Below are 22,205 nucleotides of genomic sequence, written 5' to 3'. Positions count from 1 at the left end.
TCTGGGCTTCCCGCTCGTGGTGCTTGGCGTTGAGCACGTTGTGGGGCACCTTGAGGATGATGTCCGCCTGGGCAAACAGGGATTTGGCGTCCGGAACGATCTGGGCCCCCGCTTCCTGGAACACGTCATCGGCAAAATTGGCCTCCTGCCCGGCATTGCTCTCCACAGCCACGGTAAAACCGAGCTTGATGAACTGCTTGACGGAATCCGGGCTGGCCGCCACCCGCCGCTCCCCTGGATAAACCTCTCTTGGAATACCGATTTGCATAGAATCCCTCCTCATGAAGTTAGACCGACAAAAACAAGGCGACAGCAAGCGTTCGGGGAAAATGACTTCCCCCGAACGCTTATCCATATGAATGTAAAGGTATTGGGTCGCAGATGGACCGATTGGATCGCAACCCGGAAAGATCAATCAGAAGCGAAAGCGATTATTGCAGCGTATCGTCATACTTTTGTTCCAAGGAACTGGCGTGTTTTCCTTCCTGTTCCGCCAGGAACATCAGTACCGCTTGAATGTTCGGATTGGTGGCCCGACCCGCCAGATCCAGGTACAACTGTCGGGCCTTCTTCTCCCGTTTGGCGGCCAGCAACAGCGCATCCTGATAACCCAACATGCTGTTGGGTCGGTCGTCCACCACCAGATAGTCCGACAATTTCAAGTCGGGATCGGGACAACGACGTTTACCAGCCTTGAAACAGTCATTTTCCATGATCCCTTGCAGGCGACGTTTGTGATCCTCCTCCTGCAAGGCGTACTCCAGCATGATCTCCTTTTGATCCCTGGTTTTGGAACGGGTCGCCATTTCCCGATAAAAGGCCGCTTCCTCTTCTTCATGCTGTATGGCGAAGTTGATGACCTCTTCGAAACTATGCATGTCGAATCCTTCCCATGGTCTGAATTATTGAGGAGCAGAAGAGGCCCAGGTCTTGGTTGCAAGCCAAAAAGCCATCTCCCGACAATCATCGGCAACCGCAACCCGTTGCGGTGACAATCCGGTGGGTGCGACCCGTTCGCCGCGGCTGTTCAGCAAGGCGGCCAATTCCGGCACTTCCTGGACCAGTTCCCGCCTCAAGGTCTGCAAATCCGCCAATCCGGGTTCGTTGGCCAGTGCCGACAAGACCCAATAGCCAGCCCGATCTTTTGCGGCGGGCAGACAATTTTGCAACAGGGTCAACGCGCCATCCCGGTTCAGGAAGGCTCCTTCGGTCATCAACGGATCGGCCATGGTCAGATTGAGTTCCGCATGGATGTATGGACCACACGAACCAACGGACATGGCAATGACCTTGGCACCGTTCAGATGGGAAGTGTCCACCCAGACATTCACCAGCAGCAGACAATCGACCGGTGTGGAGTCCTGCCAGGGTTTGGCACCCAGACGGGTCAACAGGGCGACATTGGCCTCGCCGCGAATCTTGCCATGGGGTTTTTCGGCATCTTGAATGACCAGACCCGAGCCGTAATAAAAACCAGCCCCCAATCGACGCGCCAACCGGGCCGCGGCATAACTCTCCTCGACCGTCAGTTTGGCGGAAACCACCACCGCGACCTTGCCACTGCCAGACAACAAAGCCTGGGCAGAGGTCAGGGTATTGAGATCATCCTCCCCCATCCGACCCGGCAGCAAACGATGTCTGAACCGACCCTCCGCGCAGATGATCGCCCCGTTGACCGGATCACCATCGATGGAACCCACCTTGACCACACGACCTTCCGCCACATGCACCGCCAGACCGCAGCCACGGCTGCAATTGGTACAGGTGGTCTGCATCGTCTCCCAGATCCAGGGTCCAGCCTCTTTGCCGGTATTGGCGGAAAGCGTCCCCGTGGGACACACATCGATACACATGCCGCAGGCGTCGCATCCGGTCTCTTGCAGGGAATCACCAAAATTGGGTCCGATGCGGGTGACAAATCCCCGATTAATGAAACTCAAGGCGTGGATCTGTCTGACCTCGGAACAGATCCGCACACAAGAACCGCAGGTGATGCACTTGTCCGCCTCGATACGAATCAGGGGATGACGCGTATCCGGGAGATAATCCCGTTTGTTTCCGGCCAACCGTTTTTCCGAAGCGCCGTACTCGGTCGAATAATGGCGCAAGTCGCAATCGAACCGCGCATTGCAACCACATTCGATGCAACGGGTGGCCTCGGCCATGGCCCGCACCTGATCCAGACCCACATTGATGGGGGCCCATCCCTCGCCGGCCAAACGCTTTTCGGGGGGATGGGTAAACTCCAGGGCACGTTTCTTGTGGACATAGCGGGGAGAAAAGTCCGCCATGTCCAGATCCTCCAGGCGTCCCCTGGAGATGACATACGGCTGAATCAGTTTGACATCCGCGCCATTCAGATACAGATCCATGGCCACGGCGGCGCGACGCCCCTCCCCGACCGCCCGAATCAGGATGTCGGGACCAAAGGCGCAGTCTCCCGCGGCGAACACACCTGGAATGTTGGTGGTCTGGGTTTTTTCGTCATACACGAAAGTCTGCCAACGGGTGACTTCCGGCTTGTCGGTTTCGTTGTCGATGCACGACAGGTCCGGATCCTGACCAATCGCGGGAATGATCAGATCAAAGGGCAGATCCTCTTCACTGCCTTCCAACGGCACGGGACGGCGGCGTCCGGAGGAGTCGGGTTCTCCCAGGGTCATGGTGATGACCCGCAACCCCTTGGCCCGCCCCTTTTCCAGCAACACCTCGACAGGCGCGGTCAAAAAACGGAATTCCACGCCTTCTTCATGGGTTTCTTCCTGTTCGACGGGCAGAGCCGGCATTTCGGCCTGGGTGCGTCGATACAGCAGGGTCACTTCCGCCCCCAGACGACGGGCCACCCGGGCACAGTCCATGGCCGTATCGCCACCACCGATGACCCCCACCCGCTTTCCAAGCTCGACGGGTTCGTTGAGGACCACCTTGCGCAGAAAATCCACCCCCCCCATCACCCCCGGAACGTTTTCGTTGGGTACGCGCATGGCCTTGGCCTTGTGGGCGCCGATGGCCAGCAGGATCGCGTCGAATCCTTGGGATTTGAGGCCGGCAATCGTGAAATCCTGTCCCAGGCGTTGGTTGTAGTGAACCGTGACCCCCAGATCCAGAATGGATCGGATCTCCCGATCCATGATGTCCCAGGGCATGCGGAAACGAGGAATGCCATAGCGGGCCATGCCTCCCAAAGCGGGCAGAGCCTCGAAAATGTCCACGCTGTGTCCGGCCTGACGCAGAAAATAGGCGGCGGACAGACCCGCCGGACCACCACCGACGATGGCGACCCGTTTGTTGGTTTCCGCGCCGGCCTGGGGCACAAAGGGACCGTGCGTCAAATCGAACTCGGAGGAGAACCGTTTCAAAGGATTGATGGCCACGGGTTCATCCACCAGTCCGCGCCGGCATTGGGATTCACACGGATGGGGACAGATGCGACCACACACCACCGGCAACGGATTGCGTTTCTTGATGAGTCTGACCGCGGCTTCAAAGTCGCCGTTGGCAATGTGGGCGATGTATCCCTGAATGTCGATACCCGCCGGACAGGTGGCCTCGCACGGCGCGATGCAGTCCCCGGCATGATCGGACAGAAGCAGATCCAGAGCCATGCGCCGACTCTTGACCACCTCGGCGCTGTCAGTATGAATCACCATGCCCGGCGCGACACGGGTGGAACAGGCGGGCAACAGCCCTCTGGCCTTTTCCACCGACACCACGCACAAAAAACAGGAGGCAAAAGGCTTGAGACGGTCATCATGGCAAAAGGTCGGAATGTGAATGCCTTGCTCCGTGGCAACGTCACGAATGGTGGCATCGGCACGGGTTTCGACGGATTGGCCATTCAAGGTGATCGTGATTGTATCGCTCATTTGGTATGGACTCCCGGTCAGGCCGCCAGAATGGCGTCGGGGTTGCAAACCTCCGCGCACATGCCGCAATTGATGCAGATTTTCGGATCGATGACCCAGGTATCGGGATGTTTCAAAGTCCCGGTAATGGCATTGACCGGACAGTAACGCTCGCAAATGGAACAGCCGGAACACTTGTCATTCAGGATGGTGTGTGTGATCAACCCCTTGCACACCCCGCCCGGACACCGTTTTTCCTGCACATGAGCGATGTATTCGTCGCGGAAGTACTTGATCGTGGTCAACACCGGATTGGCAGCGGTCTGACCCAGGCCGCACAACGACGCACTCTGAACGCTCCGACCCAGATCTTCCAGAAGATCGATGTCTTCCATGGTTCCTTCACCCGCACAGATCCGGGTGAGGATCTCTTTCATGCGCAGGGTGCCGATGCGGCAAAAGGTGCATTTGCCACAGGATTCGTTTTCGGTGAACTCCAGGAAATAGCGGGCCAGATCCACCATGCAGGATTTGGAGTCCATGACCACCATGCCGCCGGATCCCATGATGGCTCCGGTGGCGTTGATGGCTTCGTACTCGATGGGGGTATCGAACAGACGCTCGGGAATGCAACCGCCGCTGGGCCCGCCCAACTGAACCGCCTTCAGGGGCCGGGTGGAAGCGGAACCGCCTCCGATATTTTCCAGGACATGACGGATGGTCACCCCCATGGGCACTTCCACCAGACCGCCCCGGGCGATGGCTCCGGCCAGGGCGAACACCTTGGTGCCGGAACTCTTCTCTGTCCCGATGGCCGCATAGGCGGCTCCACCGTTCTGGATGATCCAGGGGAGATTGGCCAAGGTTTCCACATTGTTGATGATGGTGGGTTTGCCAAACAACCCGCTGATGGCGGGAAACGGAGGCCGAATGCGCGGCATGCCCCGTTCACCTTGGATGGAGGCCATCAGGGCCGTCTCTTCCCCGCAGACGAAGGCTCCGGCCCCTTCCTTGATCTTAATATCGAAACTGAAATCCGAACCCAGGATATGATAACCCAGATATCCGGCCTCACGGGCATCCTGAATGGCCTGACCAAAATATTGGACCGCCAGAGGATATTCGGCGCGAATGTAGGCATATCCTTTGGACGCCCCGATGGCATAGGCCGCAATGAGCATCCCTTCCAGCACGTTGTGGGGATCCCCTTCGAGCAAAGAGCGATCCATGAACGCCCCCGGATCCCCTTCATCCCCATTGCACACCAGATATTTGACATCACCCGGGGCATTGCGGGCAAATCCCCACTTGGTGGCTGTGGGGAATCCGGCCCCGCCACGTCCGCGGATTTTGGCGATTTTCACCTCTTCGATGACCGCCTCGGGGGTCATGCCACTGGTGATGATCTTCTTGATGGCGTCGTACCCGCCTCTGTCCAGATATTGCGCCATGGAGGTCGGATTCAATTGTCCGACATTGCGCAAGGCGATGCGGGTCTGACGGGTCAGATAGTGTCCGCCTTCGCAATCCGGCTCCTCGCTGGAGCGGATCAGCAACGTCTTTGGCAAGACCCCGTCCCCCCGGAGAAACTGGATCACCTTGGGAAGATTTTTCTTGGTCAGATTGCCCCACAGATAGCTCCTGCCCTGGTCATCGACGGTCTCCACCATCACTTCCCGGTGGCACATCCCCACGCAGCCAACGCTTTTGAACTGGGCATCGGGGAGGCGTTTCTTCAACAGTTCCGTCACCTCAGGGGCTCCGGCGGCGATACCGCACGACCCTTCTCCAACGGTAATGGTCCATTGGGTGTTGCTCATGATCGGCACTCCTTGTTTGGCACCCTGATTTTATTAATTTTCAGCATCTTGACCTGCCAGGATTTCATTGTTCTCGCGGGCGTGCTTGAAAAGTTGACGTTGGGCATCAGCCCCTTTGACATTCGGAAAAGCCTGCCCATCGATCACCATCACCGGGGCCAAGCTGCAACAACCGATGCACGCCACATTTTCCACGGTATAAGATCCATTGCTGGCGGTATCTTGTTCCGGATTGCTGATCCCCAGAGCATGACGCAAGGAGGTGTTGAGCCGGTCCGCGCCCTGAACATGACAGGCGGTGCCGTGACACACCTTGATCATGTGCCGCCCAACAGGCTTCAAGCGGAATTGCGCGTAAAACGTGGCCACACCATACAACTGACTGGCATTGATACCTGTCTGGGCGACCACCAGATCCATGGCCTTGCGGGGCAGATAGCCATAATGACCCTGAATAGCCTGCAGAATGGGAACAGCCGCGGAAGAATCAGAACCAATAGCCGTAATCCAATGATGCACGAGTTCCGGATCAACCGTGGCTTCCATGTTTTGAAGATTCATATGATCTCCTTTTCAGTTTGATAGAAACTTCGATCCATGCAAAAGAAATACTATTCATTTAAAAAACTTCGCGTATAACTATAAAATATGATTAAAACTTCCATGAATGACAGTGTCATCCCTATCGTGTTGATCGATTTAATGCAAGCATGCCAAACTTCTGATTGTTACACTGTGACACAAAGCGCGACACACCAGCAAGGCTCTTTCCAACTTGTATCGAAAATTTAGCACAATTTTTATAGACTTTATTGATCTTGATATGTTATTAATACAATCTTTATACAATCTTTATGCATCACAAGGAAAGACTTACATACAATTCTTGAAAAGACTTACCGAGGGATCAATCGGAACAATCCGCTTGAGGTCAACTTTAAAGAACGGGACGTCGCAGGGCTCGATGTTGCGCAGGGGAGAGGCGCGCCTCAACAGGGGACAAACCGATAACCAATACCGGTTTCAGTGAGAATGTATTTGGGATTGGCAGGATTCTCTTCGATCTTACGGCGCAAACCAGCCATAAAAACCCGCAAATAATGAGGACGATCCATGTATCCTTCCCCCCAGATTTCGCGCAGGATCTGACGATGGGTCAAGACACGGCCAACATTGGTGACCAGAAGCGTCAGGATACGATATTCAAGAGGGGTCAAGTGGATCGGTTTCTCTCTCAGCGTCACCAGACGCTGATTGATATCTACAAACAGATCACCAAATCTCATCATATTTTTATCGTTTTCCGTCTCCGCTTCATTGCTTTTGGGAAGTGTACGACGCAATACCGCACGAATACGGGCCTGCAATTCCAAAACTCCAAAAGGTTTGGTCAGATAGTCATCCGCGCCCGCATCCAACGCCTCCACTTTCTGGACCTCTTCGGTACGCACAGACAAGACCAGAATGGGAATGTCACACATATCCCGCAATTCACGAATCACATCCACCCCATCCCGATCCGGAAGTCCAAGGTCCAACACGATCAGTTCTGGACGACGCGTCACCGCTTCGATGATGCCTTGCTGGGCCGTATCCGCTTCCCATACCTTGAATCCGGAGACGCTCAAAGCCATCGCCACGTACCGACGCACCAGTTTCTCGTCTTCGATCAACACGGCATCCCGTAATGTTTCAGTCATCCAGTTTCTCCATATCAGGAATCACGAAAGGATACTCCGTGATGGGAAGACGAAATTCAAATTTTGTCCCGCCTTCCGGACGATTTTCAGCATAGATGGTTCCGGCATGGGCTTCAATCACGGAGCGAACAATCGCCAACCCCAACCCCACCCCGCCCACACTGGGTTGTAATTTGCCGCGCACAAATTTTTCAAAGATGGCCTCCTCCTGACCGGGAGGCAATCCAGGACCATTATCCATCACCAGTACAACCACATACGGTCCATCCACATGAGCCCTGATTTCAATACGGCTGCCCACAGGAGTATGGCGCGTGGTATTTTCCAACAAGTTGCAAAAAACACGTTCGATCATCATGCCGTCCATTTCCAACAAGGGTAAATCCTCTTCAATCTTGGTGTACACCTCATACCCATCCAACAAAACAGAACAATTCTTGATCGCGGATCCCAGGACCTCATCCAGAAATTGCCACTCCTTGTGCAAAGAGACATAATCAATCTGCAAACGCGCCATGTCCAACAGTTTGTTGATGTCGGAAAGAATCCAACGAACCTGCTTTCTCATGGTGTCCAACAGATCGACATGGGCAACGGACAAGGGAGGATCGATCAATTCCATGGCATCCGCAATACTGGCCATGGCGGCAATCGGGGTACGTATATCGTGTGAGAGACTGGACAATAAAACATTGCGCAACCGTTCCGATTCCATTTCCATTTCCGCTTTTCGGGTCTTGGAGGCATAGGCAAGCCGTTCCAAGGATAATCCGACGAAGTTGACATACGCTTTCAGGATGGATTCCTGATCGGAAGTCAATTCACACATCGCTTTGTTGGAAACCAACACCACAACGCCATAAGTATTCGAACTACCCTGAAGAGGAATATATACAGGTTTCCCGGATTGACGCACCAGGGGATCCTGCCAGGAATCATCATGGTCTTCAAAAATTTTCTGCGCATGATCCAAATCCAGTATTTCTGGCATGGCGTTTCTCGCGATCAACTTGCCTCGTTCATCGGGCAACAACAAAATGGCACGGGCATCAAAGTTGACGGCAATGAATTGATAAGAAGGCTCAATGATCTGCTCCTGACTGACAATGCCAACCAGTCTGCTGGCCAACTGGTACAAGGACCGAATGCTGCGCTCTCGATCTTCCGAAATTTTCGCCTGGGTCCGCAACCCAACAGTCAAATGGGAGGTGGTCAGGACAATAAATAACATCACGACAAGCAGGATCAGGTATTGAGGCTCTATAATCGCAAACGAAAAGTGCGGCGGGACAAAGTAATAAGCAAAAGCACAAACGCTCAGAAATGATGCCAGTATGGATGCTTTTCTCCCCATCTTGACGGAAACCAGAAAAACAAGAAGCAGGTATATCATTTGTACATTTTCCAGGATTATCTTTCCCTGGAATGGAACAATCAGCAAAGTTGCTGTAAAAACAAGCAACAATACAATGAATTCTTCGTTCTTCAACAGTGGAGTCATTATGTTCACACCCCCCGCAACCTGACAGAAACCATGATTGACCTATCAAAGCCCGTTTGAGATGCACCTGTCAAGCGTGTCCCGATGCGGACATACCCCAAACCAGAATCATCATGGGACATAATCTGGCTTGGTTGCGAACCGTCTGCGACCGTACCATCGTGCTTGCCGCTGGCCGGGTCGTCACAGACAACACCGCTGGCCGGATCCAATCTTCCCCGTGCCATCTATGCGGACTGTGATGGCTGACGTGCGGACCTGTTCGAGCACACCAGGGGGACACAACTTCACACCTTGACTCCGGACAGGATTTTCTCCATTCTTCCGATAAGAGGACTGAAGATGCGGAACACGGCTTTGGCATCACCAGATTCACCATAAGAATGAAGCCCTTAAGACCACTTTCAAGGTGGTCTTTTTTGTGCCGGCATCCAACCGGGATCCAGCAACCATAAAATTCGCCTCTTTACACACAGGTCAACCACGGGTCGTGCAGGCAAAGTTTCCATTCAAGAATGCAAAAACGACCGTTCAATCAGGTGTCATGATGAATTCCTTGCAGAGCGCACGCATAAAGGCATTCCCTGTATCAGCCAATTGGCTACGCATGAGAGGGGATGCCTGGATGCGTTACATGCGTTGGTTGCCGATTCTCCTGTTGATTGTGCTGGCCGGATGTCAGGCCAAACCTCTGCCGGAAATCGCGGAACCGCCCAAAGCGCCAGAAATCGTGGAAGATGGCGAAAGATTCTCCGATGCCAGTCTGGAGTCCGTCTCCTGGTCGGAGATTTCTCCGAGTCTGTTTCAGGACAGACAACTCAACACCTGGGCCGACGCCCTGACCCAAAGTTCGATTTATTACCGTCGTATTCCCGCCGACAAGCGTTTCTCGTTCGCCGGCTATACGGTTTCCGCCGCGCAGATGGCCCGGGCCTGCACCGAACTGGCGGAACTGGCGCGTAGCAACGATCCGGCCCGCCTGAAAAAAGAGCTGCAACAACGGTTCCGCCTGTTCCGCTCCGTGGGGGGTAATTCCAAGAAGAATGTATTGGTGACCGGCTATTACGAACCGCTGTTGCATGGCTCCTTCACCCGCTCCAAACGATACTTCTATCCCATCTACCGGCGTCCCCCGGACCTGCTGGATGCCGGCAACAAGGGAGGGTATCGACTGGTCAATGGCAAGCGTGAACGCTATTTCACCCGCAGCCAAATCGATGAACGGTTCCTTTCAAAAACCGATTCCAAAAAGCTTTCCGCCAAGCTGGCCAATCGTGGATTGGAACTGGTGTGGGTGGACAATCCCATCGATGCGTTTTTCCTGCACATTCAGGGATCCGGGCGGGTCAAACTGGATACCGGCGAACTCATGCGCATCGGCTATGACGGCACTAATGGTCGCACCTATACAGCAATCGGCAGAATTCTCATCAGCGAAGGCAAAATCCCCCACGAAGAGATGACCATGCCCCGCCTGCGTCAATGGCTGGTGGACAACCCCCGCGAAAACCAACGACTCTTCTTCGCCAATCCGTCGTATGTCTTCTTCCGCAAGCTGTCGGGAGAATCGGTGGGCAACATCAATGTGCCCTTGACCAAGGATCGCTCGATTGCCACCGATCATCGGCTGTTTCCCAAGGGAGCGCCGGCCATCATCTCCACCACGATTCCCGAACTGGCCCCGGATGGCAAAACCGTGGCCAGTTGGCGACCGGAAGTGCGCTTTGTGGTCAACCAGGATACCGGCGGAGCCATCCGTGGACCTGGACGGGTGGACCTGTTCTTTGGATACGATGAACAGGTGGAATACCGGGCCGGCGTCATGAAACAAAACGGCTCCAGCCTGTATTTCATCGCCCCCCGTCCCGACCGCCACTGACCGGAATCCCTCTGGCAGGGGTCTTTTTCACTCAGGTCCATTCACGTTGACCGGGTGGAAAAGCCCCCTGCCACGACGGCACCACCTTCCCACCCCGCTCCGATTCCAGGCTCTTGTGCCGATACATACCGGCACAAAAATACAACTAAAATAATCTGATTACGCCACATCATCGCAAACCACACGCCATTTCCGTCCGTGAATACACACATATAATCACAAATAAAATCGATAGCTCATCATCCTTTGATGAATCCGATGATCAACCCGAGCAACCAATCCGCCACCGGAGCGACATTAATTCAGGAATCTTAATAAGAAATTGACGAAAAACGGGATACTCATGACACAATCCTGACATAGAACCATTTATACTATTCAAATGTGTGTTGATTTCCTGTTCTAAAATACAAACCCGAGAAAGAAAAATAATGAATATAATCATTATTGGGATCACGCCGATCGGCGAAATCCTGGCAAAATATCTGGTCGAGGAGGGACACGACATTCATGTCGTGGATCCCAATCCCGAGGCCATTTCCCAATTGCTCACCCATGTGGATGTCCGCGCCTTGCAAGGGGATGTGAGTGATTTGGCCATTTTGCAGGAGGCTCACATTCATTCCGCCGATCTGGTGATGTCGGTCACCCACTCCGACACCCGCAACATTGTCACGGCTCTGGGTCTGCACTCCCTGGCGCCCAAAGCTAAGGCGGCCATTTGGGTACGGGATGAACAGTTCACCACCAACACCCACATCTGGAACGGTTCGCAACTGGATCGGGCCATCCTGATCACCCCGGAGCGCAATGCCATCAATCTGGTGATGGATCTGTTGGAAATCCCCCTGGCCTTTGAGGTGACCTCTTTTCTGGAAGGACGCATCCATATCGCTGGATTCCGCTTGCAAGAAGACAGTCCCCTGATCGGCAAACAGTTAAAAGAGATCGACAAAACCCAGGAAAACCGTACCCTGGTAGCGGCGGTGGAACGCGAAAACGAGACCCTCATTCCCGATGGTGACTTTGTTTTCCAACCCCGGGATCGACTCTATCTGCCTCTTCTGGCGGGACGGGAACTCTCCTCCGCGTTTGCGTTCATGGGATTGGAACACAATCATCAACAGATGCACAAAACCCGGCATTTGATCGGCGGCGGTGGACGCATGGCGCTGCATCTGGCCATGAAACTGGAACAGGAGGGGTTCAAACCCACCATCGTCGAAAAAGACAGTCAACGCTGCGAAGTACTGGTGGCGCGACTCTCCCGCACACGCATTCTGCACGGGGATGTGACCGATCCCGTGTTGTTGCAGGAGTTGGTCACCCCTTCCACGACCTACATTGCCCTGACCGGGAACCAGGAGATCAATTTCATGTCCTCGGTTCTGGCACGGCGTCTTGGATCCGGGCGATCGATCACCATGTTCGACAATGAAGGCTATATCGCGCTGTCGGCGTTCATGGGCATCGATGCGGCGGTCCATCCCAATTTTACCGCCATCGGCCAGATCATGGGGTTGTTGCGGCCCTGTGATGTGCAGGAAGCGCAATTGATGCTGGGCGGAAAACTGGAGGCCGTGTTGATCCGGTTGACCGCTGACGCCCCCCTGGTAGGCAAAATTCTGCGGGAGGCCAACATGCCAAAAGGGGTCATTGTGGCCGCTTTGGTCCGCGGGGGACAATTGCTGCTCCCCGACGGCAACACGACATTCCAAACCGAGGATCAGATTCTCCTGGTCAGCAGCAGACAAAGCAAAATCAAGCGCAAAATTCGTCAACTGGTTCTTGCGGAGCACTAAGCCATGAATCTTGTGATGAATCTGCGTGTATTATCCCTGCTGGCCATCCTGCTGGCGGTTTGTCAGAGCGCCGCCTTGGCCGTCGCGTTGATCCTGGGAGAAAATCCCGGTCCATTCATCGGTTCCATGCTGACCGGGGGGACGTTGGGTGGCGTGCTGTATTTCAAGACCCAATCCGCCAAAACGGAACTCCGCGCCAGAGATGGCATCCTGATTGTGGGACTGGGTTGGGCCATGGCGACAGTCCTGGCCGGTTTGCCCTTTGTTTACGGGGGCTGGATGGGATGGATCGACTCCTGGTTCGAGACCGCCTCCGGATTCACGACCACCGGGGCTTCGATCCTCACGGATGTGGAGATCCTGCCCAAGAGTCAATTGTTCTGGCGTTCGGAAATCCAATGGCTGGGTGGCATGGGTATTTTGCTGCTGGCCATCGCGATTCTGCCTTTTCTGGGGATTGGCGGCATGGAAATCATGAAAGCCGAAGTCCCCGGTCCCACCAAGGATCGCCTGGTGCCCCGGGTGGCCACCACCGCACGGATTCTGTGGGTCCTGTACGCCGGGATCACCCTTGCCAACATTCTGGCCTTCATGGGATCGGGCATGGATGTTCTGGAGGCGACCGATCACGCCTTCACCACCATGGCCACAGGTGGCTATTCCACCCGCAACGCCAGTCTGGCCGCCTTTTCACCCGCCGCGCAATGGTGGTGCGTCTTTTTCATGTTCGTGGCCGGGGCCAATTTTCTGCTGCACTACCGCCTGTTCATGAGGCGTGATTGGGGAATCTTCAAGGATCCGGAACTGCTCACCTATTTCGGCATCACCGTGATCGTCTCCGTGTTCACCGGGTTCGTGCTGATGGTGGCGCAGGAAAAAGGTCTGGAATTGGCCATGCGACATGCCTTTTTCAATGTGGTGTCGATTCTGACCACCACCGGATTCGCCAACGACGACTTCGCCAAGTGGCCGCTGTTTCTGCAGGTGATTCTTCTGAATCTGATGGTGATTGGCGGCATGGCCGGTTCCACCGCCGGAGGCATCAAAGTGGTACGTCTGGTGATGGTCTGGGAGTTGTTCCTGGCCATTCTGGATCGTTTGATGGCACCCCGTCGCATCACCCGACCCAAATACGCGGGCGTGATCATCCCCCCGGAGGTGATGGAAGGCAGTTTGATCATGATCGTGGTCTTTTTATTCGTGATGCTGCTGTCCGTGATCGTGCTGACCGCTGTGGGACTCGATTTCACCACCGCTTTTTCCGCCTCTCTGGCCTGCATCGCCAACGTGGGTCCGGGCATCGCCAAAGTCGGCCCCGTGGAAAATTATGCCTTCATTCCCGACGCGGGCAAATTGCTGCTGACCGTTACCATGATCGCGGGACGTTTGGAACTCTTCACGGTCTTGATTCTCTTTTTCCCCCGGTTCTGGAAAGGGGAATAACCACCAGCACCCCCGGTTTCGGCCAGACCAACACCCGTTCATCGATAACAGTGCGGATCCAGCCACGTTTCTTTCCAAGGAGCAGGATCGCCATCTTGGCCATGCACCGCTTGCGCAAAGGGTGCATGGCCAAAAAACCATCCGGCCCCACGCGCCGCACCCGGCCAACTCCCGCCCCACCCAAAACATCCCCGTTGACAAACTCGAAAAGCGACAGCCCCCGGCCAAAGACGGGAATGACAGCTCCCTTCCATCTTCCGGGCTTTCGTCCCACCCCTCCCTCGGTCTATAATTCCTGTGGCGGGTATCGCATAAACCTCCAGGAGAAATCGCAATGAAGCACCTTCACGCCGCACTGGTGATCGCTGGTCTCTGGGTGGCTCCGTTTTTCACAGCCCATGCGGACTCCCCCTACCAGAAAGTCCAGCCTCTGCTCGACACCTCCAAAACCGTGCTGGACGAGCCACTCCGTTATCCCGACGGCTCCCCTTTGCAAGTCAGTTCCACCATTGTCACCATCACGCCCGGCGAGGAGACCGGATGGCACAAACATGGCGTCCCCATGTATGCCTATATTCTATCCGGGGAAGTGACCGTGGATTATGGGGAACGGGGCACACGCACCTTCGGCGCCGGGACAGCCATGGTCGAGGCCATGGACCAGTGGCATCGGGGCACCAATCGGGGTCAGGAGCCGGTACGGATTCTGGTGGTCTACATGGGTTCGGACAAGGCGCGGAATGTCCTTCTGCGCGCAGGAAAAAAGGAAGAATAATCGACAATGCTCCACCAGGATCTGTTTGAATCCACAACCGATGATCAGGGCAGAAAACGTCCCGCCCTGAAAAAAACCGTGCCGCAACGCTTGATGCGACTCATGGGGCTGCGCCCGGATGAACCGGATGGCCCGAATGGCCCGGGGGAACCGGATGGCAAAGAAGAAAAATACCAAGCCACTCAAATCCCGGTGCGGGAGATGCGGGATGTGCAGGAGTGGTGTTGCTATACCGCCGAATTCGGCATCGTGGAAACGCATGAACAGTTTCCACCCCCGGTGCAACTGGTGACCATTCCCTGTCGCTCACCCAGCGGGGATGGCCATTGCACCCGCACCGGAGAAGAACGACCCTGCACGCTTTTTGGCGCCTTTTCGTCGGTGGAGACCCCCGACAAGGAACGGGTGAAAATCATTGTGGCTCCCGTGTTGCCGGGCACCTCCCTGTCCGAGCCGGAACAGGCGATGCTGACCAAAAAACGGGAGCGTTTTCACAAATCCCTCCGACAATGGGAAGAGGTGTTGGCGCCGGTCAACCTGGTGTTGGAGGCCAGCACCCGCAGTGTGCAATTCTGGTTGCACTCCTGGTTCGGGAAATAGGGAAGCCATTCGGGAAAGGAAACAACAAGGGGGAGTTCAGGAACGGGGCCAATCCTGATCGGCGATCTGCCGGAGCGTCTCCAGCAAGGCCTGTTTCTTGATGGGTTTGGACAGGTACAACGTGCATCCCGCCTCCCGGCTGCGCGCCCGTTCCCCTTCCATGGCGTGGGCCGATAGGGCGACGATCGGCACCGGGGGACGGTTCATCTCCCGTTCCCATTGCCGAATGATGCGGGTGGCGGTGTAGCCGTCCATATTGGGCATCTGCACATCCATGATCACCACATCGAACCGCTCCTTCTGAACCCATGTCACCGCTTCCACCCCATCGTTGACCAAAACCACGCTGTGCGGAGTCGGCATCAGATAGGCTTCAAACAGGATCCGGTTCTCTTCCACGTCTTCGGCCAGCAGAATGCGCAGGCCACGGGTCTGTCCGGTCGTCGCCCGCTCCAAAGGCGCGACCCGCAAAGATGATGCAGCCGCCAGACGTATGGGCAGATCAAAGAAGAACCGGCTTCCCCGACCCACCCGGCTCTCCACCCCGATGTTGCCCCCCATCAACGCCACCAGACGCCGCGAGATGGACAATCCCAGTCCGGTCCCTCCGTATCGTCGGTTGATGCCCGCGTCAGCCTGGGTGAACTGTTCAAAAATGTGGCTGATCTTTTCCTCGGCGATGCCGATGCCGGTATCGATCACCTGGAACATCAGGCTGTCGGATTTTTCCTCATGGCATGTCAGCCGCACATCCACCCGGCCCTCATGGGTGAATTTGATGGCGTTGCCCAACAGATTGATCAACACCTGACGCAACCGTCCATCATCCCCCAGGATCGCCTCCGGAATATCCGCAGATACCATCGCTTCCAGGATCAATCCCTTCTCCTCGGCGGCGATTTGCATCAACCGGGCGGTCTCTTCCAGCACCTGACGGGGCGAAAACGGCATTTCCACCAAAGTGACCCGCCCGGCCTCGATGCGGGAGAAATCCAAAACATCGTTGATCACCCCCATCAAGGCCCGACCCGAATGGTGCATGATCTGGGCAAAACGACGCTGGGTGGCATTGAGATCGGTTTCCAGCAACATTTCCGACATGCCCAGCACCACGTTCATGGGGGTGCGGATTTCATGACTCATGGCGGCCAGGAATTCGCCTTTGACCTGAGCGGCCTTTTCGGCCTGAGCCTTGGCCTGTTGCATGGCGATTTCCGCCTGCTTGCGCTGGGTGATGTCCCGGGCCGCGGCGAAAATGCCCTGCGCCTCCCCCTGTTCATTGCGATACAAGGCGGCGTTGTACAACACATCCACCGGCTGACCGCCCCCTTGCGGCTTGAGCGCCAGAGGATAATCCCGTACCGTCCCTTGCTGCCAGACACGCTGATACCCGGCCCGGGCCTGCTCCGGATCGGTGAAACAATCGGAAAAATCGGTACCGATCAACTCTTCGCGCTTTTTCTGGGTCACCTCTTCCGTGGCCCGGTTGACATCCATGATCTTGCCATCGGCGCTGATGGTCACCAGCGGATCGAGGCTGGCTTCGATCAGACTGCGGGCATACAAAAAGGACTCCCGCAACTTCCGTTCATTGTTGCGCAACAGCGCCTCGGTTTCCCGTTTGGCCAAACGATTGCGATAACCTTCGATCATCTGGGCACAGGTGGTGACCACCGGCTCCAGAAAGGAGACCACCCCCTCATCGTAACCAGCCGGACGGTTGGCCACGCCCAGCACCCCCACGATCTCCTCCTGTCTTTTGATGGGCACACCCAAAAAAGCCTGCAAGGGAGGATGCCCCTCCGGCAAACCGCAGCTCCTGGGATCGTGGGCCGGATCGTTGGCGATCACGGGCATGCCGCTCAAATAGGGCGCGGCGTACAGACCGTGCATTCGGGTGAAATGAAATCCGGTCGGAGCGTGGGCCTCGTAATAAGCCCTGGAGGCGTCATCCCAGGCGATGTTGGAGATGGCCAAAGTCTGAAGATAGACATGGCCTTGCGCGTTGATTTTGGCTTCGGCCACGAAGCCGTAACGACTGTCGGTCAATCGCAGGACTTCCATGAGCAGGGTGTCGAACAGGGCGTCGGGATGGGACTCCCCGATGAACAGGCTCTGGATGCGATTGATGCAGGCCACCTGCATTTCCAACTGTCGGTTGGCGGTCAGGAATCCGGTTTCCGCCCGCTTGCGGTCGGAGATGTCCAGAATATGCGCGACAAAGTGTACCGGTTGATCCTGAAAATCCCGCACCATGGAGACGCTCAACACGACCCAGACAAGATGGCCGTCACGATGGATATAGCGCTTCTCCATCTGGAAGGTGTCCAGATTGCCCGCCAGCAATTGACGCACGAAAGCCAGGTCCGCTTCCAGATCATCCGGATGGGTGATGCTCTGAAAATCGATGGCCAGCAACGCCTCCTCGTCATAGCCGATGATGGCGCAAAACGCCGGATTGACCTTGAGAAACCGCCCCTCGGGGGAGGCCAGCACCATACCATGGGCCGCGGTCTCGAAGGCGCCGCGAAAACGGGATTCACTGAGCCTGAGCGCGTCTTCCGTGCGTTTTTGCATGGTGATGTCGTGCATGGAGACCACGGCCCCCAGCTTGTTTCCCGCAGCGTCGCATATGGCCCGACCGGTCGCCAACAGGGTACGTCTGGTACCGTTTTCCGGAGCGACCACAAGCTCCTGCTCCAGCACGCTCTGGCCGGAAAAGGCCCGGTACAAAGGAATTTCCTCGATTGGCAGGAGGGTCACGCCATCCGGGCGATACAGATCGTAATGACGGCTCCACTGCTCGGGAGGCAGATTCTGCTCCCGTTTGCCGTGGAAATCCCGGCTGGCTTGATTGAAGAAAGAGAGCATCCCCTGTTCGTTGCAGGCCACGACACCATCCTGAATGTTTTCCAGAACCGCCTCGATAAAAATCTTTTGTTTGTTGACCGCCTCTTCGGCCTGGAGACGGGCCGTGGTCTCTTCGACGATGGCGATGTAATGCTCGGGAGGTTCACCGGGCTGCCAAGCCGCCGAAACGGTCAGGTTGACCCAAATGACCGTTCCATCCTTGCGGATGCACCGTTTTCTCAAGGTGTATTCGGGAACACCCCCGGACAAAAGCCCTTCCAACGCGGCCAGATCCATGCTCAAGTCGTCGGGGTGGGTCAGTTCCCTGGCACTTGTGTTGACCATCTCCTCCCGGGAATAGCCCACCAATTCCGCATAGCGCCGATTGACCCGCACAAAACGACCGGTGGCCGCGTGGACCAGCGCCACCCCCAGGGGACTTTTCTCGAACAGGATCCGCAACCACCGTTCATTTTCCAGCAGATTCTGTTCCATCCGCCGTTTTTCGGTCACATCCCGACCCGAGGCGAACAGCACCTGCCCATCGCCCACCGCTGTCCAATCGGTCCACAAAAACTCCCCGTTCCGATGCACCAATCTCACCTGGAAATTGCGGGTGATGCCACCGCATAAAACTCTATCAATCTCCTGTCGGGTGGATTCCAGATCATCGGGATGAAGATACCGATCGAAAGCGGTCCGGGACATTGCATCGAGGGTGTATCCCAGAGCCGAGGCCAAAGCCGCGTTGACCCGCAGCAAAAAGCCATCCGCACCGATGATGCAATACAAGTCGGGAGAAAGCGCAAAAAAACGATCCCGTTCCTCCTCAGCGCATCTGCGTGAGGCGATTTCCCGTTGCAACAGGGTCTCGGAGGCCGACGGTTCATCGGACACTGCCTGGACTACTGGTTCCATAGCCACCCAATCAAATCGTTATGGGGCGCGGGCCAAGCCATTCACCCCGGTTCCATGGGTCTTCTGCTGACGTGCCTGGTTAACATCCGGATCGCATCCGGCGATTGGTGCGGGAACCGATTCAAACGAAACGGCTCAAGGTTTCCAGCAGCAGTTTCTTGCTGATGGGTTTGGACAGATGCAACGTGCATCCCGCCGCCCGGGTGACGGCAATGTCTTCCCACATGGCGCTGGCGGTCAAGGCCAAAATCGGAATCGGGACACGATCATGGCTGGCCTCCCATGCCCGGATGGCGCGGGTCGCCTGATATCCATCCATACCCGGCATATGCATATCCATCAAGACCAAATCGAAAGTCCCCTCCTTAAATTTCTGCAAGGCCTGCACCCCATCCTCCACGAGGGTCAGACAATGCGGAGTCTTTTCAAGATAGGCATCGATCAAAAAACCATTCTCTTCCGCATCGTCCGCCATCAGAATGGACAAACCGCTCTCTTTCCGCTCAGCGATCAGGAGGTCGGGTTGGCCGGAATCCACATGCCGCGACTCGACGGTCGGAGCCTGGGAAAACGACAGTTCCACATGGAAGGTACTCCCCTGGCCGGGTTGGCTTTCCAGCCAGATGGAACCCGCCATCCGTTCCACCAGTTTGTGACAAATGGACAGCCCCAGTCCAGTGCCCCCGAAACGGCGCGACGTGGAGGTATCCACCTGAATGAACGGTTGAAAAATCTTCTGTTGCCGATCCAGCGGAATCCCCATGCCGGTATCGGCGACCGAAAAACGCAACCGGTGTTGCTCTCCCTCCTTCCCCCCCGGGTTCTCCCCCTCCCCGATCCGGACCATCGACAGCACCACCCGGCCTCGGGGGGTGAATTTGACCGCGTTGGAAAGCAGATTGAGCAGAATCTGCTGAAGCCTTTGCGAATCACCGATCAGACGCTTCGGAATGTAAGGATCGATCTGCAACGCAATTTCCGTCTCCTGGCTGGAGGCCTTGGGCTGAAGCATCTCCACCAGGGTCTCCATCATGGCCTCCGGCTCGAAGGGGATGGTCTCCAGTTCCAGTTGTCCGGCTTCCACCTTCGACAGATCCAGGATATCGTTGATCAAGGCCAACAGTCCTTGTCCGGCATGATGGATGATCTGAACAAAACGCTGCTGACTGTCATTGAGGGGGCTTTCTGCCAACATCTCCCCCATGCCGAGAATGGCATTCATGGGGGTACGGATTTCATGGCTCATGGCCGCCAGAAAACGACTTTTCTCGGCATTGGCCTTGTCCGCGTTGGCGATGGCCTGTTGCAGTCTGGCATCCAGTTGTCCGCGTTCGATGATGCCGGAAAGGGTATTGACAATGGCCTGCAACAGTTCCGCCTCCTCGGCGTCCCCGACATGTCCCGCCGGCAACAAGAGGTTCATCACCCCCAGCACCCGCTCCCCGGAAACGATGGGCGCGCAATACAGACCGCAGGAGGTCATTCCCGTGCAAACGTGGGCAGGCTCCTGGTCCGAAAAGGTGATCAAACGCAGCTTCCGATCCGCAAACACCTGTCCGCACAAACACCAATCCCTGGGAACCTGAACGCACTCCATCCCCATCGACCGGGACAGACCCCGTTCAACGGCCAGCACCAAACCATCCTGCGTTTCGTCATACAGAAAAATCATCCCTTTGGCCAAGGTGGGCAGCCAACTTTCCGACAGGATCAGATCCAGGGCGATTTCAAGCTGTCGGGTCAAAGTATGCTGGGCTGTAGCCGATTGCAACAGCTTGTTGATGAGAATCTGGGTCTGAAGCAGACGCCGGGTCTGTTGTTCCGCCTGCTTGCGGGCGCTGATCTCCCGACCCACCGCCGAAAAAAAACGTTTCCCGTTGACCACCCAGGAAGACAAGGAAAGTTCCAAAGGAAACAATTCCCCGTTCTTGCGCATGGCGGTCAACTCCAGCAGCCGTCCGGCATGATGCAGGATTCCGGTCTCGTTGACCCGTTGCAAGGCGTTGCGGTGTCGCTCCTGATCCTGTGGCGCCATCAACAGCGTCACGGGCAATCCGAGGATTTCATGCTCCCGATAACCAAAAATCGACGCGGCCCCGGAGTTCCAGGAGACGCAACACCCGGCGGCATCCGTCGAAACGATGGCCTCGCTGGCCGAATCGGTGATGGCGCGGAAACGCAATTCGCTCTCCTTCAGCGCCGCCTCCGCCTCCCGTTTTCCCTGGATCAGCCGCTGCTTCTCCAAAACCCGATCGATGGCCCCCGCCAGCAAAGCCGGATAGTTGCCTCCCGTCTCCTTGACCACATAATCGACCGCCCCCAGCCGCATGGCCTCCAGGGCAATTTCCATGCTGCCGAACCCCGACACCATGATCACCGAAGGCGTGGCCTGTTCATCCAGCATCCGTTTCAAGACGGCCAAGCCATCCAGATGGGGCATTTTGTAATCCACCACCACCACGTCACAGGGCGACCGGGACAATTTTTCCAATCCGGCCACCCCATCCGGGGCCGTCTCCACCGCGAACCCGTGCCGTTGCAAACGACGCAAGACCAGTTCCGCCAATGCCGCGTCATCCTCCATATAAAGAATGCGGGGCTTTTCAGGGTGCAATGAGGCAGTCATCACGAACAACTGGGAAAGGACATGATGTTGATCAACAACCCCATGTTCTGGATGGTCTTGGCGAAATCCAGCGGGTTGACCGGTTTGGTGATGAAATTGTTGCAGCCCAGATCATAACAACGCTGCACCTCCTGGGGATCGTCGGTGGTGGTCAGGATCACCACCGGAATCACCCGGCACTTCTCGTCCGCCTTCATCTCCCGCACCACCTGGTAACCATCGACTTCCGGCATGTTCAGATCCAGCAGCACCAGCAGATGCAGCGGACGTTGCCGGCCCGCGTACTGTCCCTTGTTCAACAGATAGTCGATGGCTTCCCGTCCGTTGGACAGTCGGACAATGGGATTGGTGATGCCGCACCGACGCAAATTGCGTTCGATCAGGATGGCATGGGCATCCTCGTCTTCCACCATGACAATCGTGACCGATTGGGTTGCCTGCATATC

At 56.1% G+C, this 22,205-nt stretch carries 15 protein-coding genes; 5 read left to right on the top strand and 10 right to left on the bottom strand.

Translation table 11 applies throughout. The features are described 5' to 3' along the window. The 7 genes from HQL98_06060 to HQL98_06030 form a co-directional block, all read right to left on the bottom strand. On the bottom strand, positions 1-268 hold a 268-nt coding region (locus HQL98_06060), incomplete at its 3' end, for an NAD(P)(+) transhydrogenase (Re/Si-specific) subunit alpha (GenBank protein MBF0271605.1). A 163-nt stretch (positions 269-431) separates the two neighbouring features. After that, positions 432-878 (bottom strand): ferritin family protein, encoded by a 447-nt coding sequence (locus HQL98_06055; GenBank protein ID MBF0271604.1) that lies wholly within the window; start codon positions 876-878, stop codon positions 432-434. A 24-nt stretch (positions 879-902) separates the two neighbouring features. Beyond that, on the bottom strand, positions 903-3,866 hold the full coding sequence (locus HQL98_06050; GenBank protein ID MBF0271603.1) for an FAD-dependent oxidoreductase: 2,964 nt from the start codon (positions 3,864-3,866) through the stop codon (positions 903-905). 17 nt (positions 3,867-3,883) lie between these two features. Continuing rightward, positions 3,884-5,665 (bottom strand): NADH-quinone oxidoreductase subunit NuoF, encoded by a 1,782-nt coding sequence (locus tag HQL98_06045; GenBank protein ID MBF0271602.1) that lies wholly within the window; start codon positions 5,663-5,665, stop codon positions 3,884-3,886. Between the two features lie 33 nt (positions 5,666-5,698). Further along, entirely contained in the window at positions 5,699-6,226 is a 528-nt protein-coding gene (locus HQL98_06040; protein MBF0271601.1) for an NAD(P)H-dependent oxidoreductase subunit E, read from the bottom strand. 428 nt (positions 6,227-6,654) lie between these two features. Continuing rightward, positions 6,655-7,365, bottom strand: coding sequence for a response regulator (locus HQL98_06035; protein MBF0271600.1), 711 nt, complete (start codon positions 7,363-7,365; stop codon positions 6,655-6,657). Further along, complete coding sequence (locus HQL98_06030; GenBank protein MBF0271599.1) at positions 7,358-8,866, bottom strand: DUF4118 domain-containing protein; 1,509 nt, start codon at positions 8,864-8,866, stop codon at positions 7,358-7,360. The genes HQL98_06035 and HQL98_06030 overlap by 8 nt, the downstream gene beginning before the upstream one ends. A gap of 625 nt (positions 8,867-9,491) precedes the next feature. Here HQL98_06030 and HQL98_06025 point away from each other — a divergent pair. The 5 genes from HQL98_06025 to HQL98_06005 all read left to right on the top strand — a co-directional run bounded on the left by HQL98_06025 (position 9,492) and on the right by HQL98_06005 (position 15,365). After that, positions 9,492-10,745: an MltA domain-containing protein gene (locus tag HQL98_06025; protein MBF0271598.1), complete on the top strand. Its 1,254-nt coding sequence runs from the start codon at positions 9,492-9,494 to the stop codon at positions 10,743-10,745. A 431-nt stretch (positions 10,746-11,176) separates the two neighbouring features. Further along, positions 11,177-12,547 (top strand): Trk system potassium transporter TrkA, encoded by a 1,371-nt coding sequence (trkA, locus tag HQL98_06020; GenBank protein MBF0271597.1) that lies wholly within the window; start codon positions 11,177-11,179, stop codon positions 12,545-12,547. A gap of 3 nt (positions 12,548-12,550) precedes the next feature. Beyond that, a complete protein-coding gene (locus HQL98_06015) occupies positions 12,551-13,990 on the top strand; it encodes a TrkH family potassium uptake protein (protein ID MBF0271596.1) in 1,440 nt (479 codons plus the stop codon). 334 nt (positions 13,991-14,324) lie between these two features. Further along, complete coding sequence (locus tag HQL98_06010; protein MBF0271595.1) at positions 14,325-14,765, top strand: cupin domain-containing protein; 441 nt, start codon at positions 14,325-14,327, stop codon at positions 14,763-14,765. 6 nt (positions 14,766-14,771) lie between these two features. Continuing rightward, a complete protein-coding gene (locus HQL98_06005; GenBank protein ID MBF0271594.1) occupies positions 14,772-15,365 on the top strand; it encodes a hypothetical protein in 594 nt (197 codons plus the stop codon). A gap of 36 nt (positions 15,366-15,401) precedes the next feature. Here HQL98_06005 and HQL98_06000 read toward each other — a convergent pair whose 3' ends face one another. The 3 genes from HQL98_06000 to HQL98_05990 form a co-directional block, all read right to left on the bottom strand. Beyond that, the gene (locus HQL98_06000; GenBank protein MBF0271593.1) at positions 15,402-19,139 is read right to left on the bottom strand and encodes a PAS domain S-box protein; all 3,738 of its coding nucleotides are present in this window, start codon (positions 19,137-19,139) and stop codon (positions 15,402-15,404) included. Positions 19,140-19,254: 115 nt separating this feature from the next. Continuing rightward, positions 19,255-21,759 (bottom strand): response regulator, encoded by a 2,505-nt coding sequence (locus HQL98_05995; protein MBF0271592.1) that lies wholly within the window; start codon positions 21,757-21,759, stop codon positions 19,255-19,257. Next, entirely contained in the window at positions 21,759-22,202 is a 444-nt protein-coding gene (locus HQL98_05990) for a response regulator (protein MBF0271591.1), read from the bottom strand. The genes HQL98_05995 and HQL98_05990 overlap by 1 nt, the downstream gene beginning before the upstream one ends. Positions 22,203-22,205 lie beyond the last annotated feature (3 nt).

It is taken from the genome of Magnetococcales bacterium, from assembly GCA_015231755.1.
In the GTDB taxonomy this organism is placed as follows: domain Bacteria; phylum Pseudomonadota; class Magnetococcia; order Magnetococcales; family Magnetaquicoccaceae; genus Magnetaquiglobus.
This window is presented reverse-complemented; position numbering and strand designations above follow the sequence as displayed.